Annotated in this window: 13 protein-coding genes and 1 pseudogene; all 14 read left to right on the top strand. The window is 62.1% G+C overall.

What is annotated here, in order from left to right:
• Positions 1–111 precede the first annotated feature (111 nt).
• A pseudogene (locus V6M61_RS08475) lies at positions 112–383 on the top strand (integrase core domain-containing protein); the annotation flags it as partial.
• Between the two features lie 169 nt (positions 384–552).
• Positions 553–1377, top strand: a complete 825-nt coding sequence (locus V6M61_RS08480; protein ID WP_332776128.1) for a hypothetical protein — start codon at positions 553–555, stop codon at positions 1375–1377.
• A gap of 74 nt (positions 1378–1451) precedes the next feature.
• Complete coding sequence (locus V6M61_RS08485; RefSeq protein ID WP_332776129.1) at positions 1452–1946, top strand: hypothetical protein; 495 nt, start codon at positions 1452–1454, stop codon at positions 1944–1946.
• A gap of 284 nt (positions 1947–2230) precedes the next feature.
• Positions 2231–3184: a LysR family transcriptional regulator gene (locus tag V6M61_RS08490; RefSeq protein WP_332776130.1), complete on the top strand. Its 954-nt coding sequence runs from the start codon at positions 2231–2233 to the stop codon at positions 3182–3184.
• Positions 3185–3209: 25 nt separating this feature from the next.
• Complete coding sequence (leuC, locus tag V6M61_RS08495) at positions 3210–4631, top strand: 3-isopropylmalate dehydratase large subunit (RefSeq protein ID WP_332776131.1); 1422 nt, start codon at positions 3210–3212, stop codon at positions 4629–4631.
• 27 nt (positions 4632–4658) lie between these two features.
• Entirely contained in the window at positions 4659–4790 is a 132-nt protein-coding gene (locus V6M61_RS08500) for an entericidin A/B family lipoprotein (protein WP_332698857.1), read from the top strand.
• Positions 4790–5440 (top strand): 3-isopropylmalate dehydratase small subunit, encoded by a 651-nt coding sequence (gene leuD, locus V6M61_RS08505; RefSeq protein WP_332776132.1) that lies wholly within the window; start codon positions 4790–4792, stop codon positions 5438–5440. The genes V6M61_RS08500 and leuD overlap by 1 nt, the downstream gene beginning before the upstream one ends.
• 82 nt (positions 5441–5522) lie before the next feature.
• Entirely contained in the window at positions 5523–6608 is a 1086-nt protein-coding gene (gene leuB / locus V6M61_RS08510; protein ID WP_332776133.1) for a 3-isopropylmalate dehydrogenase, read from the top strand.
• 371 nt (positions 6609–6979) lie between these two features.
• Positions 6980–8119, top strand: a complete 1140-nt coding sequence (gene asd, locus V6M61_RS08515; RefSeq protein WP_332776134.1) for an aspartate-semialdehyde dehydrogenase — start codon at positions 6980–6982, stop codon at positions 8117–8119.
• A gap of 251 nt (positions 8120–8370) precedes the next feature.
• Positions 8371–11055, top strand: a complete 2685-nt coding sequence (locus tag V6M61_RS08520) for a FimV/HubP family polar landmark protein (protein WP_332776135.1) — start codon at positions 8371–8373, stop codon at positions 11053–11055.
• Positions 11056–11071: 16 nt separating this feature from the next.
• Positions 11072–11854: a tRNA pseudouridine(38-40) synthase TruA gene (gene truA / locus V6M61_RS08525; RefSeq protein WP_332776136.1), complete on the top strand. Its 783-nt coding sequence runs from the start codon at positions 11072–11074 to the stop codon at positions 11852–11854.
• Between the two features lie 136 nt (positions 11855–11990).
• Positions 11991–12704 carry a phosphoribosylanthranilate isomerase gene (locus V6M61_RS08530; RefSeq protein ID WP_332776137.1) on the top strand — a complete coding sequence of 238 codons (714 nt, stop codon included), beginning with the start codon at positions 11991–11993 and terminating at the stop codon, positions 12702–12704.
• Positions 12682–13962: a tryptophan synthase subunit beta gene (gene trpB / locus V6M61_RS08535; protein ID WP_332776138.1), complete on the top strand. Its 1281-nt coding sequence runs from the start codon at positions 12682–12684 to the stop codon at positions 13960–13962. Before V6M61_RS08530 ends, trpB begins: the two co-directional genes overlap by 23 nt.
• The gene (trpA, locus tag V6M61_RS08540; protein WP_332776139.1) at positions 13959–14765 is read left to right on the top strand and encodes a tryptophan synthase subunit alpha; all 807 of its coding nucleotides are present in this window, start codon (positions 13959–13961) and stop codon (positions 14763–14765) included. The genes trpB and trpA overlap by 4 nt, the downstream gene beginning before the upstream one ends.
• The last annotated feature ends 56 nt before the right edge of the window (positions 14766–14821 follow it).

Here is a 14821-nt window from a genome sequence, read left to right on the forward strand (position 1 = left end):
CATATGCAGGTGCGTCCGGAATTTTTCCGCTGCCGGGGAAAGCGTGTGCGATTGCTTTTTCAGCATCAATATGTTGCGCTCCACCACAGGCTTGGTCAGTTTGAGGGCAATCAGGCCGAGGCCGGCATCGAACCCTCGGTCGGCAGTCGGGGTGACAGTTACGACAACGCCCTGGCGGAGACGATTAACGGCTTGTACAAGGCCGAGTTGATTCACCGTCGGGCGCCATGGAAAACGAAGGAATCGCTGGAGCTCGCCACGCTGGAATGGGTGTCCTGGTTCAACCACCATCGACTGCTGGAGCCCACCGGATACATTCCCCTGCCGAAGCTGAAGAAAATTACTATCGGCAATTAACCAGTCAGGCTGTAGTGTCGGCCTGACTTAACCCAACGGGCCTCCACGAAACCCGGGGCGATTCATTGGTCTGGTGACGAGCTCAACTGCATGATGATTTATCAAGCCGCGCATCGTACAAAGGAGTATATTGATTAGACCTAAGCGTTGCGAACCCATCTGACCCTGGTACGAGTCATCGCGAAAGGAAAAATCATGTCAACACGTAACAAGTTCGGTGTATTCAAGGCCGGCCTTATCGTCGTTCTGAGCGCGTTGCCGGCTATCAGTTTTGCTGTGCATTCGTGGGGCGGATATCACTGGGCGAATGAGCTAAATCCAGCCAGTAGCCCATTTACGATACAGCTCGGAAACAATGTGTCTGCAACATGGCAACCGTTTTTGTATACAGCTTCCAATGATTGGAGCGTGTCCAACCGATTGGACGCTTCTGTCGGAACGGGCGGGGTCGCCAATACAAAACGCTGCAAACCAACGGCGGGCCGGGTCGAGGTGTGCAGCAACAGCTACGGCAACAATGGCTGGCTTGCCATCGCACAGGTCTGGCTGAGTGGCCTCCACATTACGCAGGGAGCCGTCAAACTCAATGACACCTACTTTAAAACAGCGAAGTACAACAAGGCCGGATGGAGGAATCTCGTCATGTGCCAGGAAATCGGCCATACCTTTGGGCTGGATCATCAGGACGAAATCTTTGCTAATGCCAATCTCGGGACCTGCATGGACTATACGGATGATCCGGATGGCACGATTAAAACGCAGCTCAGTAACGAGCATCCAAACAAGCATGACTATGACCAATTGGAAGCTATTTATAGCCATGCTGACGGTGCGGCCAGCGCCCAAACAGCCAGCCGCGGGGCCCCTTCGGCGACCGGTGAAGCTAGCCGTTCAACAGGCATTGGAACTGCAGAATGGGGCAGGTTGATTCGGTCGACCAACGGCGGACGGACTGAGCGCTTCGAGCTTGATTTGGGAAATGGCCAAAAAGTCGTTACCTTTGTCATCTGGGCACGCTGACCTTGCCGCCGCTTGTATTTGCAGTCATTTGCAGTCGCGCAGGCGAGTAGCTCGCCTGTCGCCCGTAAAAACTCATGGCGCAGTTTTGCGATTTACCAGTGAAATGGGTATTGCCATTAGTTATTGTGAGTTTTGCCTCAAGCGTGGCTGGCGTGCCTGTGTGCGCAGAAGAGTCACCCCCATTGGCGCAGCCACAATCTGCAAGCGCGTCGAGCGGACAAGTTGCGAACTACCTCAGTCTGATCGTCAAGCTGCGCGCTTTGGGTGCACACGTTGAACCAAATGGAGAAGTGGACCAACCTTTTTTCTCGGCGAAGGGTAAAGTGATTACGGTAGACGGAGAAGATGTCCAGGTGTTTCAGTACGACTATTCGGCAACTGCAGATGCAGAGGCCGCTTTGGTGTCACCAGACGGCAACTCCGTTGGAACCAGCAAACCTCATTGGATTTCTTCGCCCCACTTTTTCAAGCAACGCAAACTTCTGGTGTTGTATGTCGGTGATAACGGTGCGGTACTGAAGCTGCTGGAAGCCGCGCTTGGCCGGCCCTTCGCGGGGAAACCCAGGTAGAAAAAAGTGCGCAAGAATTGCGCCAATTGCACCAGCCAGAAGGGTCCAACCAGGGCCAGTTCGCTCTATTTTTGATAGCTGCTCACGTCCATTCTGTATGGGCTGAGGCCATAAAACACTGATAAAACAAAGTTCAAAACCATCCAACGCTGAGTTGGCTGGCCCGGGAAGCCCTCAACCCTTGGGCAAGGCAGTCATCTCATTTGACGATGGCAAGACATAAAATAAGCGTTCAAAATACAAATCCATCGTGAAATACGATGGCTTGATCCCCAAGCCTTGCCATGAAAAGCTCTGAACGCAATTTTGCCCGTCGCATAGACCTGACCTCGCTGCAGTTGTTTGTAGCGGTGTGCGAGCTCGGCAGCATAGGCAAGGCGGCGGAGCGTGAATTCATTGCGGCATCGGCGGTCAGCAAACGGCTCAGCGATCTTGAAGCCACGCTGGACACCTCTTTGCTGTACCGCCACACCCGCGGCGTGGACCTGACACCGGCCGGTGAAAGCCTGCTGCACCATGCCCGCTCGGTGCTGTTCAGCCTGGAGAAAATGCAGGGTGAGCTCAGCGAGTACGCCGACGGCGTGCGCGGCCATGTACGGGTGCACGCCAGCATCTCGGCCATCGTGCAGTTTCTTCCGGAAGACCTGGGCGCCTTCATCCGCCGGCATGCCGAAGTCAAGATTGACCTGGAAGAGCACCTGAGCACCGAAGTGATCCGCGCCGTGCAGGAAGGCGCGGCCGATCTGGGCATTTGCAATGTCGGCGTGCTCACCAAGTCGGGCGCCGGCGACTTGCAGACCCTGCCCTACCGGCAAGACCGGCTGGTGCTGATTGTGCCCAAGGGTCATGCACTGGCGTCACAAGGCGCTATTAATTTTGAAGCGGCGCTGGACTATGACCAGGTCGGCCTGCACGCCACCAGCTCGATCTACCTGGCCATGCGCCAGGCCGCCGCCGCCGTGGGGCGCACCATCAAGCTGCGCATCCACGTGACCGGGCTAGACGCGATGTGCCGCATGATCCACAACGGACTGGGCGTGGGCGTGATGCCGCAGCGCGCCTTCGAGCTCATGCACGGGGTCGGCGAGCTGGAATCCGTCGTGCTGACCGACGACTGGGCGGTGCGCCAGATCGAGCTGGTGGCGCGCGACTTCTCCACCCTGCCCGTCACCGCCCGCCTGCTGGTCGATCACCTCACTGCGCGTGCAGTTGCTACCGGCCAGCCCGCACCCACTTAAAATCGAAGACCACGAAGGAAACACCATGGGACGCACCCTTTACGACAAGATCTGGGACGAACACGTCGTCCACACCGAAGAAGACGGCACGTCCATTCTCTACATCGACCGCCACCTGGTGCACGAAGTCACCAGCCCACAGGCCTTTGAAGGCCTGCGCGAAGCCGGCCGCAAGGTCTGGCGCATCAGCTCCATTGTGGCCACGGCCGACCACAACACCCCCACCACCGGCTGGGAGCTGGGCTACGACGGCATCACCGACCCGGTCAGCAAGGAACAGATCACCACGCTGGACCACAACATCGAGGAATTCGGCTCGGCCGCCTACTTCCCCTTCCTGTCCAAACGCCAGGGCATCGTGCATGTGATCGGCCCGGAACAGGGGGCGACCCTGCCCGGCATGACCGTGGTCTGCGGCGACTCGCACACCTCCACCCACGGCGCCTTCGGGGCGCTGGCCCACGGCATAGGCACCAGCGAGGTCGAGCATGTGATGGCCACGCAAACCCTGCTGGCCAAGAAGGCCAAGAACATGCTCGTGAAGGTCGAAGGCACGTTGGCGCGCGGCTGCACCGCCAAGGACATCGTGCTGGCCATCATCGGCAAGATCGGCACCGCCGGCGGCACGGGCTACACCATCGAATTTGCCGGCGCCGCCATCCGCGCACTCAGCATGGAAGGCCGCATGACGGTGTGCAATATGGCCATCGAAGGCGGCGCCCGCGCCGGCCTGGTGGCCGTGGACCAGAAAACCATTGACTACATCAAGGGTCGCCCGCTGGCGCCGACCGGCGTGGAGTGGGACCAGGCCGTGAAGTACTGGAGCACGCTGCAGTCTGACGCGGATGCCCAATTTGACGCGGTGGTGGAGCTCGACGCCAGCCAGCTCCGGCCGCAAGTCACCTGGGGCACCTCGCCCGAAATGGTGTTGTCGATTGAGGACAAGGTGCCGGACCCCGACAAGGAAAAAGACGCCAACAAACGCCTCGCCATCGAGCGGGCGCTCACCTACATGGGCCTGGCGCCCGGCAAGCCCATCAACGACATCCTGATCGACAAGGTGTTCATCGGCTCCTGCACCAACAGCCGGATTGAAGACATGCGCGAAGCCGCCGCCGTCATCAGGAAGCTCGGCCAGAAAGTGTCCAAAACCGTCAAGCTGGCGCTGGTGGTGCCCGGCTCCGGCCTGGTCAAGGAACAGGCCGAGCGTGAAGGCCTGGACAAGATTTTCAAGGCCGCCGGTTTTGAATGGCGCGAACCGGGCTGCTCCATGTGCCTGGCCATGAACGCCGACCGGCTGGAGCCCGGCGAGCGCTGCGCCTCCACCAGCAACCGCAACTTCGAAGGCCGCCAGGGCGCCGGCGGCCGCACCCACCTGGTCAGCCCCGCCATGGCCGCGGCCGCTGCCGTGCACGGTCATTTTGTCGACATCCGTAAACTGGTCTGAAACCCCGCTCAATCAAGAAACACCATCATGAAAAAAATCGCAGTTTTGTTGGCCCTTGCTTCTGTCTTTGCCCTGACCGCCTGCAACACCGTCAAGGGCATGGGGCAGGACGTGCAAAAAGCCGGTGCCGTGATTGAAGACGCAGCGAAGAAGAAATAATGAAAGCATTTACCGTACACAAAGGCCTCGTGGCCCCGATGGACCGCGAGAACGTCGACACCGACGCCATCATTCCCAAGCAGTTCCTCAAGTCGATCCGCAAGACCGGCTTCGGCCCGAATCTGTTCGACGAGTGGCGCTACCTGGACGCCGGCTTTCCCGGGCAAGACCCAAGCAGCCGCAAACCGAACCCGGACTTCGTGCTGAACCAGCCGCGCTACCAGGGCGCATCCATCCTGCTGGCGCGCAAGAACTTCGGCTGCGGCTCGTCGCGCGAGCACGCGCCCTGGGCGCTGGACCAGTATGGTTTTCGCGCCATCATTGCGCCCAGCTACGCCGACATCTTCTTCAACAACAGCTTCAAGAATGGCCTGCTGCCCATCGTGCTGAGCGAAACGCAGGTCGGCCAGCTGATGGACGAATGCCATGCCTTTCCCGGCTACTCGCTCACGATTGACCTGGAGCGCCAGGTCGTCATCAAGCCCCAGGGCGAAGAGCTGCCATTTGAGGTGCAGGCTTTCCGCAAGTCCTGCCTGCTGGGCGGCCTCGATGACATTGGCCTGACCTTGCGCCACAGCGACAAGATCAAGGCCTTTGAAGCCGAGCGCCTGGCGCAAAAACCCTGGCTGGCCCATACCCTGGTCCGTTGAATTTTTCAAACAAAATCGTTCACCATCCCTTATGGATAGTGAACAAACAGCTATCAAAACAAGAGCATAAGCAAGGGCAACCATGAAAATTGCAGTTCTCCCGGGTGACGGCATAGGCACCGAAATCGTGGCCGAAGCGGTCAAGGTCCTCAAAGTCCTCGACCTGAAGTTCGAGATGGAAAGCGCACTGGTCGGAGGGGCCGCCTACGAGGCGCATGGCCACCCGCTGCCCGAGTCCACCCTCAAGCTGGCCAAGGAAGCCGATGCCGTGCTGTTTGGCGCCGTGGGCGACTGGAAATACGACAAGCTCGACCGCCCCCTGCGCCCCGAGCAGGCCATTCTCGGCCTGCGCAAAAACCTCGGCCTGTTTGCCAACTTCCGCCCGGCCATCTGCTACGAGCAGCTGACGCACGCCTCCAGCCTCAAGCCCGAGCTGGTGGCGGGCCTGGACATCCTCATCATCCGCGAGCTGACCGGCGATATCTACTTCGGCCAGCCGCGCGGGCGCCGCATCGCCACCGACGGCCACTTCCCGGGATCGGAGGAAGCATTCGACACCATGCGCTACTCGCGCCCCGAGATCGAGCGCATTGCCCATGTGGCTTTTCAGGCCGCCCGCAAACGCAAAGCTTCAGGGACAGAGGGGCGCGTGACCAGCGTGGACAAGGCCAATGTGCTGGAAACCTTCCAGCTCTGGAAAGACGTGGTCACCGAAATTGGCCAGCAATACCCCGACGTGGCGCTGGACCACATGTACGTGGACAACGCGGCCATGCAACTGGTCAAGGCCCCCAAGAAATTCGACGTGGTGGTGACGGGCAACATGTTTGGCGACATCCTGTCCGATGCCGCCGCCATGCTGACCGGCAGCATCGGCATGCTGCCCTCCGCCAGCCTGAACGACCACAACCAGGGCCTGTATGAGCCCAGCCACGGCAGCGCGCCCGACATTGCCGGCAAAGGCGTGGCCAATCCGCTGGCCACCATCCTGAGCGCCGCGATGATGCTGCGCTTCAGCCTGAACCAGCCGCAAGCCGCCGCGCGCATCGAAAAAGCCGTGGATGCCGTGCTCAGCCAGGGCCTGCGCACGCCCGACATCTACAGCGAAGGCACGACGAAAGTCGGCACCGTGCAGATGGGCGACGCCGTCGTCAAGGCCTTGAAGTAACAGGCCCCCACGTTCGCTCACTGCGTGTAGCTCTCTGCCCCCCGAGGGGGCGCATTTTTCCTTGGGGCGGCCCGGCGGAAAAACAGGCCCCCACGTTCGCTCACTCCGTGTAGCTCTCTGCCCCCCGAGGGGGCCGTCGCTTGCTCGGGGCGGCCCTTCGCGGCGCGTGCCCAAGCTTGGTTACAATAAGCACCATGCGTAAAAGCCCCGCCCTCTCCCACTGCCCCGCCGCCCTGCGCGCGGAGCATGGTGCGCCGGTTTTTGCCCAGATCACCAAAACGACAACCATTAAAGGCTGACGCAGCCCGGTTCGTCGTGCCCGCAGGCTCGATGAGCCGGCTCAAAAAACCTATTTTTTGAAGGGCAATGCAATGAAACTGACGGGCAATCTTGTAGGACTGGTGGGCTGGCGCGGCATGGTCGGCTCGGTGCTGATCGACCGCATGCAGGCCGAAGGCGACTTCGACCTGATCGAACCGGTGTTTTTCTCGACCTCCAACGCTGGCGGCAAGGCCCCGGCCCAGGCGAAGAACGAAAGCACGCTCAAAAACGCCTTCGATATCGAAGCGCTCAGGAAATGCGACGTCATCATCACGGCCCAGGGCGGCGACTACACCACGGAAATATTCCCCAAGCTGCGGGCTGCGGGCTGGAAAGGCCACTGGATTGATGCCGCCTCGACCCTGCGCATGAACGACGACGCCATCATCATCCTGGACCCCGTCAACCTGCCCGTCATCCAGAACGCACTGGCCAAAGGCGGCAACAACTGGATTGGCGGCAACTGCACGGTCAGCTGCATGCTGATGGGCGTGGGCGCGCTGTACAAAGCCGGCCTGGTCGAATGGATGACCAGCATGACCTACCAGGCCGCCTCGGGTGGCGGCGCCCAGCACATGCGCGAGCTGCTGACCCAGTTCGGCACCCTCAACCACGAGGTCAAGGCCCTGCTGGACGACCCGAAATCCGCCATCCTGGAAATCGACCGCCGCGTGCTGTCCAGGCAGCAATCGCTGAGCGCCAGCGAAACCGCCAACTTCGGCGTGCCGCTCGGTGGCTCGCTCATCCCCTGGATCGACAAGGATCTGGACAACGGCATGAGCAAGGAAGAATGGAAAGGCGGCGCCGAAACCAACAAGATCCTGGGACAGGGCGCGGCCTTCGGCACGGCACAGACCCCGGTCGACGGCTTCTGCGTGCGCATTGGCGCCATGCGCTGCCACAGCCAGGCCCTGACCTTCAAGCTCAAAAAAGACGTGCCCGTGGCGGATATTGAAGCCATGATCGCCGCCGACAACGCCTGGGTCAAAGTGGTGCCCAACACGCGCGAGGCCAGCATCAAGGACCTGACCCCGGTCACCGTCACCGGCACCATGAACATTCCCGTCGGCCGTATCCGCAAACTGGCCATGGGGCCTGAGTACCTGGGCGCCTTCACGGTGGGTGACCAGTTGCTGTGGGGCGCGGCCGAGCCGCTGCGCCGCATGCTGCGCATTCTTTTGCAGGCCTGAAAATTGCAAACGGGCAGGCGCTTGCCAAGCACAAGCGTCTGTAACTGCTTGTGACATGCCGTTGTCATCGGACAACAACTGCAAGTTGTAAGTTGATGCTTACCCCCGGCGTCAAAAGTTAAGTGCTGTCTTAGCTTGTCAGGCTAATGCCTTGATGTTATGGTTGTTTTTCGAAAATTTGCTTCGAGGTTTTTGTGCGCACACGCAGAATAAAGTTACATGCAGACCAGGCATCCGAGGGACCCAAACCCATGAAAAATCCTAGCCGTTGGCGGATGGGGGCCTTGGCAGGCGCCATCGCATTGCTGGGCGGCTTTGCCAGTCTTGAGGCTCATGCGCTGGCCCTGGGGCGTGTCACGGTCCAATCCGCACTGGGTGAGCCGCTTCGCGCAGAAATCGACATTCCTGACATCAATGCCAGTGAAGCGGCCAGCCTGAAGGCCAGCATTGCCTCGGTCGATGCCTTCAAGGCCGCCGGTCTTGAATACAACTCCACGGTAACGAACGTCCAGATCAGCCTGCAGCGGCGGCCCGATGGCCGGTCTTTCCTGCGTCTGAGCAGCGATCGCCCGGTGACCGAGCCGTTTGTCGACCTGGTGGTGGAAGCCAAATGGGCCTCCGGAAGCATTGTTCGCGACTACACCATGCTGTTTGACCCGCCCAGCATGCGACAGGCAGGCAGCGCAGCCACGATGGCGGCGCCAACAGCGCCCATCGTGTCCCGGCCTGCGGCGCCTGCACCGGCTCGCGTGGCGGCCCAGCCGTCTTACCCGACCAGCCCTCCCTCCGCAGTCCGGCCTGCACCGGTTGAAAAAACGCCCGGCTCTGGCCAGCAGGTGACCGTCAAGGCTGGCGACACCGCCGGCAGGATCGCCGCACAAAACAAACCTGCCAGCGTCTCGCTGGACCAGATGCTGGTGGCCCTGCTGCGCAGCAACCCCGATGCCTTCATAGGCGGCAACATCAACCGCATGAAATCGGGTGCCGTCCTCGATATTCCGACGGCTGAACAGGCCGACGCCATCGCCCCCGGCGAAGCCAGCCGGACCATCGTGGCCCAAAGCAAAGACTTCAATGAGTTCCGGCGCAAGCTGGCTGAAAGCGCTCCGACCACTCAGGTGGCCAGCGCTGGCCAGCAGGCCGGCGGCAAAGTGCAAGCCAAGGTTGAAGACCGTGCCCCGACGCCGGCCACACCCGACAAGCTGACGCTCTCCAAGGGCGCCGTCCAGGGCAAGGCCGCGGCCGAAGAAAAAATCGCCCAGGAACGCCAGGCCAAGGAGGCCGCGGCACGGGTGGCCGAGCTGTCCAAAAACATCAGCGACCTGAACAAGCTGGGCAGCGCACCAGGCACCGCAGCCACGACAGCGCCTGCCGGCAAAACGCCGGGCATCGCGGTGCCTGCGGCAGCAGCCCCCAGCATCCCTGTCGCCAGCCCCCCCACGGCAAGCACTACGGCAGCAGCACCGGCCAGCGCCCCGGCGGCGGCCGTCGCACCTGCGGCCACCGCCACAGCAGCGGCCAGTCCGGCATCAGCCGCCGTTGCAACCGCAGATCCCGCAGCAGCCGCGGCCAGCGCATCTGCCATGGCGGCACCCCAGCCAGCAGTTGCCGCTGCAGCCAGCGCCCCGGCAGCGCCTGTCAAGAAAGCCGTGCTTGCGCCTGTGCCCCCTCCCGAGCCCAGCCTGCTCGATGAACTGACCGACAACCCGCTGATCCTGCCGGCCGCTGGTGGATTGCTGGCCCTGCTGGCCGGCTTTGGTTTTTACCGCTACCGCCAGCGCCGCGGCACGGCGCAGGTGGACAGCTCCTTCCTTGAAAGCCGCCTGCAGCCGGATTCGTTCTTTGGCGCCAGTGGCGGCCAGCGCATTGACACCGCCGAAGGCAATGCCGCCACGGGCTCTTCCATGGTGTATTCGCCCAGTCAGCTGGATGCGGCCGGTGACGTCGATCCTGTGGCTGAGGCAGATGTTTACCTCGCCTACGGACGTGACCTGCAGGCGGAGGAAATCCTCAAGGAAGCCATGCGCACCAGTCCGATGCGCGTCGCCATCCATGCCAAGCTGATGGAGATTTACGCCAAACGCCGCGATGCCAAGGCGTTTGAGGTGGTTGCGGTTGAAGCCTTCAACCTGACCCACGGAGAAGGTCCCGAGTGGGCCCACATCAGCGAAATGGGGCGCGAACTGGACGCTGCCAACCAGATGTACCAGCCCGGCGGCCATCCGGCGGCCGGCCAGGGTGCAGTGGCTGGTGCGGCCGCATTTAGCGCCACCACGCAAATAACCCAGCCGGTGGCGGCCCCCGCCCCGTCGGCCGTGGACTTCGATCTCGACCTGGATTTTTCAGTGGGTGATGAGGCGCCTGTAGCCGCAGCCCCAGAGCCTTTGGCCACCATGCCCAATCCCCTGCAAGCCATAGCGCCAGCGCTGGCCGAGCCCACGCAGGTCGCCAGCGCAGCACCTGCCGCCGCCGTGGCGCCTGCAGCGCCTGCCGCCGCACCTGCCGCCCCGATGTTCGAGGGCCTGGACATGGATTTCGGCAGCCCCGCGATAGCCCAGCCGACGGCCCAAGCCCCGGCACCTGCACCGGATCAGGCACCGTCGGCCGAAGGCCTGAACTTCACGGTGGAGCCAACCCCGGTGGCAGCCGCGGCCAAGCCGGCGGCTGCGCCTGCCGCAGCTGCTGACAGTGGCATGCTGGAGTTCGATCTCGGCGCCCTGTCGCTGGATCTGAATGGTCCGGCGACGGAAAGTCCGGCGCTTCCCGCAAGCCCGGCAGGCACGGAAGACCCGCTAGAAACCAAGTTTGCGCTGGCTGAAGAGTTCCGCGCCATTGGCGACATGGATGGTGCGCGTTCGCTGGCCGAAGAGGTTCTCGCGCAAGCCAGTGGGTCACTCAAAGGCAAAGCACAGGCCTTTGTCAGCGCCCTGTCGTGAACCCGGCCTGAACGCATTGAGGATAGCGCTAGGCATCAGCTACAACGGCAGCGGCTACGAAGGCTGGCAAAGCCAGCTGTCCGGCAACACGGTGCAAGACCGTGTTGAGCTGGCGCTCAGCCGGTTTGCCGCCCAGCCGGTGCGCACCATGTGCGCCGGACGCACCGATGCCGGCGTGCATGCGCTGATGCAGGTGGTGCACTTTGACACCCCGCTGCAGCGCGAAACCTCGTCCTGGGTGCGTGGCACCAACACGTTTTTGCCGCCCGACATCGCCGTGCAGTGGGCGCGGCAGGTGCCGGACGAGTTTCACTCGCGCGGCAGCGCCATCGCCCGGCGCTACGCTTATGTGCTGCTCGAATCGCAGGTTCGCCCCAGTGTGGAGGCCGCCCGCGTGGGCTGGGCCTATCGCCCGCTGGACGGTGCGGCCATGCGGCAGGCCCTCCCGTTTCTGCTGGGCGAGCATGATTTCAGCTCGTTTCGGGCCGCGCAATGCCAGGCCAAATCGCCGGTCAAGACCATCAACCGGATTGAAATCTCCCAGCGCGCGGCGTACTGGCGCTTTGAATTCGAGGCCAATGCCTTTTTGCACCACATGATCCGCAACATCATGGGCTGCCTGGTCGCGATTGGCCAGGGCAAGCACCCGCCGGCCTGGTTGGCACAGGTGATAGCCGCCCGCAGCCGCGATGCCGCGGCACCGACCTTCTCGCCCGATGGTCTGTATTTTCTGGGTCCGCTTTACGAGGAGGGCTATGGCCTGCCCGCGCGCACGGCGGCTTATGATTGGATGCCATGATTGCCCCCACGCTTTTCACTTCGTGTAATGCGCTGCCCCCCGAGGGGGCCGCTGCGCCTGCGGCCCGGCGAAGCCGGTTCCGCGGCCCCTGCTGGAATGAAGAGCTCCTGTGCCGTCCTCCATCGGGTGCTGGCTTATGACCTTTTCTCCGTCCCTGCACACCCGCATCAAGATCTGCGGTCTCACGCGCGAAGAGGACGTGGATGCGGCGGTGACCGCCGGTGCCGATGCGGTTGGCTTTGTCATGTACGAGCCCAGCCCACGCTACATCACGGTGGAACGCGCTGCCGAGCTGGCCGCCCGCTTGCCGCCCTTCGTCACGCCGGTGCTGTTGTTCGTCAATGCACCCGCTACAAAAATAATAGCTGCCTGCGCCCGTATTCCAACGGCTTTACTGCAATTTCATGGTGACGAAACGCTCCAGGAATGCCTCCGGGCGGGCCGGCCCTTCATGCGTGCCGCGCGCATTCCGCTGGACGACAAAACCGCAGCGGGCGGTACCCGCTTCGATCTCGTAAAATACGCGGAAGACTTCAAGGCTGCCCAGGCCATTTTGCTCGACGCCCATGTCGAGGGTTATGGCGGCGGCGGGAAAACATTCAATTGGTCACTTCTTCCTCCAAGCGTCAACGCTCACCTCGTTTTGTCTGGTGGATTGACGCCTGCAAACGTGACCGATGGCATTTTGCAAGTCAGGCCGCGCTGTAAAACGCTGGCCGTTGATGTGAGCTCAGGCGTCGAGATTTCGAAAGGAATCAAGAGCGCCGACAAAATCAACCAATTTGTCGCAGCCGTTCGCGCTGCCGACGAACAACTTGCAAAGCACCATGTACGACTATCACCAACCTGACCCGACAGGCCATTTCGGGATTTACGGCGGCAGCTTCATTTCCGAGACACTGACCCACGCGGTCAATGAACTCAAAGACGCCTACGCGAAGTACCAGAACGACCCGCAATTCCTCGCCGAATTTCATTCCGAGCTGGCGCATTTTGTGGGCCGCCCCTCCCCCATCTATCACGCGGCGCGCATGAGCCGCGAGCAGGGCGGCGCGCAGATTTATTTGAAGCGCGAAGACCTCAACCACACCGGCGCGCACAAGATCAACAACACCATTGGCCAAGCCATGCTGGCCCGGCGCATGGGCAAGCCGCGCGTGATTGCCGAAACCGGCGCCGGCCAGCACGGCGTGGCGACCGCCACCATCTGCGCCCGCTACGGCCTGGAATGCGTGGTCTACATGGGCAGCGAGGATGTCAAGCGCCAAAGCCCCAACGTCTACCGCATGAATCTGCTGGGCGCGACGGTGGTGCCGGTGGAAAGCGGCAGCAAAACCCTGAAAGACGCGCTCAATGAAGCCATGCGCGACTGGGTTGCCAACGTGGACAACACCTTCTACATCATAGGCACCGTGGCCGGCCCGCACCCCTACCCCATGATGGTGCGAGACTTCCAGAGCGTGATTGGCACCGAATGCATTGCGCAAATGCCCGAGTTCATTGGCAAGCCCGCACCCGACGCGGTGATCGCCTGCGTGGGCGGCGGCAGCAATGCCATGGGCATTTTTTACCCTTACATTCCGTATGAAACTACGCGCCTGATTGGCGTGGAAGCTGCCGGCGAGGGCCTGGACAGCGGCAAGCACTCGGCTTCGCTGCAGCGCGGCCTGCCCGGCGTGCTGCATGGCAACCGCACCTATGTCTTGCAAAACGAAGACGGCCAGGTGACCGAGACGCACAGCATCAGCGCCGGACTCGATTACCCCGGCGTCGGCCCCGAGCATGCCTATTTGAAGGACATTGGTCGCGCCGAGTATGTCGGCATCACCGACACCGAAGCGCTGGAGGCTTTTCACTACCTGTGCCGTACCGAAGGCATCATCCCCGCGCTGGAGTCCAGCCATGCCGTGGCGTGTGCCATGAAGCTGGCCAAAACCATGCGCAGCGACCAGAGCATTCTGGTCAACCTGTCGGGCCGCGGCGACAAGGACATTGGCACGGTGGCCGATTTGTCCGGCGCTGATTTTTATGACCGACCGTCCATGCGCGGCCTCTCGGTTAAAGGGGGCGCCAGCACGCCCGCCAAGGACAGCGGAGCGCAGTCATGAGCCGTATCGCAAGCACCTTCACCGCGCTCAAAGCACAAGGCCGCAAGGCCCTGATTCCCTATGTGACGGCGGGCTTTCCGTTTGCCGACATCACACCCGAACTGATGCACGCCATGGTGGCCGGCGGCGCCGACGTGATCGAACTGGGCGTGCCTTTTTCCGACCCCAGCGCCGACGGCCCGGTGATCCAGCAGGCCGGCGAAAAAGCGCTGGCCCTGGGGATAGGCACGCTGCAGGTCCTGGAGATGGTGCGCACCTTCCGCCGCCAGGACCAGCGCACGCCCGTGGTATTGATGGGTTACGCCAACCCGGTGGAGCGCTACGACATCAAGCATGGCAAAAATGCTTTCATCCGCGATGCCGCGCAGGCCGGCGTGGACGGCGTGCTGATCGTCGACTACCCGCCCGAAGAGTGCCTGGACTTTGCCGCCCAACTGCGCGCGCACGGCATGGATTTGATCTTCCTGCTGGCCCCCACCAGTACCGACACCCGCATGGCGCAAGTCGCCCAGGTGGCCAGTGGCTATGTGTATTACGTCTCGCTCAAGGGCGTGACCGGTGCGGGCACACTGGACACAGGCGCGGTGGAAGCCATGCTGCCGCGCATACGCCAGCATGTGGACGTGCCGGTGGGCGTGGGCTTTGGCATCCGCGATGCGGCTACGGCCCAAGCCATCGGCAAGGTGGCCGATGCCGTGGTGATTGGCAGCAAGATCATCCAGCTGATCGACGAGCAGCCCCGGGAGCAGGTCGCCCCGGTGGCCCAGGCCTTCTTGAGAGAAATTCGTACTGCTTTAGACTGACATTTGAGGCCCAAAACCCAGCGCATAATGGTGTCTTTCGACCGGGCTGGCCCCGG

The sequence above is a fragment of the Polaromonas sp. genome (assembly GCF_036676035.1).
In the GTDB taxonomy this organism is placed as follows: Bacteria; Pseudomonadota; Gammaproteobacteria; order Burkholderiales; family Burkholderiaceae_C; genus Polaromonas.

Bases quoted from the DNA above. Each gene is read 5' to 3' on its own strand.
- V6M61_RS08480 (WP_332776128.1), top strand. From the start codon at position 553: ATGTCAACACGTAACAAGTTCGGTGTATTCAAGGCCGGCCTTATCGTC.
- V6M61_RS08485 (WP_332776129.1), top strand. From the start codon at position 1,452: ATGGCGCAGTTTTGCGATTTACCAGTGAAATGGGTATTGCCATTAGTT.
- V6M61_RS08490 (WP_332776130.1), top strand. From the start codon at position 2,231: ATGAAAAGCTCTGAACGCAATTTTGCCCGTCGCATAGACCTGACCTCG.
- leuC (WP_332776131.1), top strand. From the start codon at position 3,210: ATGGGACGCACCCTTTACGACAAGATCTGGGACGAACACGTCGTCCAC.
- V6M61_RS08500 (WP_332698857.1), top strand. From the start codon at position 4,659: ATGAAAAAAATCGCAGTTTTGTTGGCCCTTGCTTCTGTCTTTGCCCTG.
- leuD (WP_332776132.1), top strand. From the start codon at position 4,790: ATGAAAGCATTTACCGTACACAAAGGCCTCGTGGCCCCGATGGACCGC.
- leuB (WP_332776133.1), top strand. From the start codon at position 5,523: ATGAAAATTGCAGTTCTCCCGGGTGACGGCATAGGCACCGAAATCGTG.
- asd (WP_332776134.1), top strand. From the start codon at position 6,980: ATGAAACTGACGGGCAATCTTGTAGGACTGGTGGGCTGGCGCGGCATG.
- V6M61_RS08520 (WP_332776135.1), top strand. From the start codon at position 8,371: ATGAAAAATCCTAGCCGTTGGCGGATGGGGGCCTTGGCAGGCGCCATC.
- V6M61_RS08530 (WP_332776137.1), top strand. From the start codon at position 11,991: ATGACCTTTTCTCCGTCCCTGCACACCCGCATCAAGATCTGCGGTCTC.
- trpB (WP_332776138.1), top strand. From the start codon at position 12,682: ATGTACGACTATCACCAACCTGACCCGACAGGCCATTTCGGGATTTAC.
- trpA (WP_332776139.1), top strand. From the start codon at position 13,959: ATGAGCCGTATCGCAAGCACCTTCACCGCGCTCAAAGCACAAGGCCGC.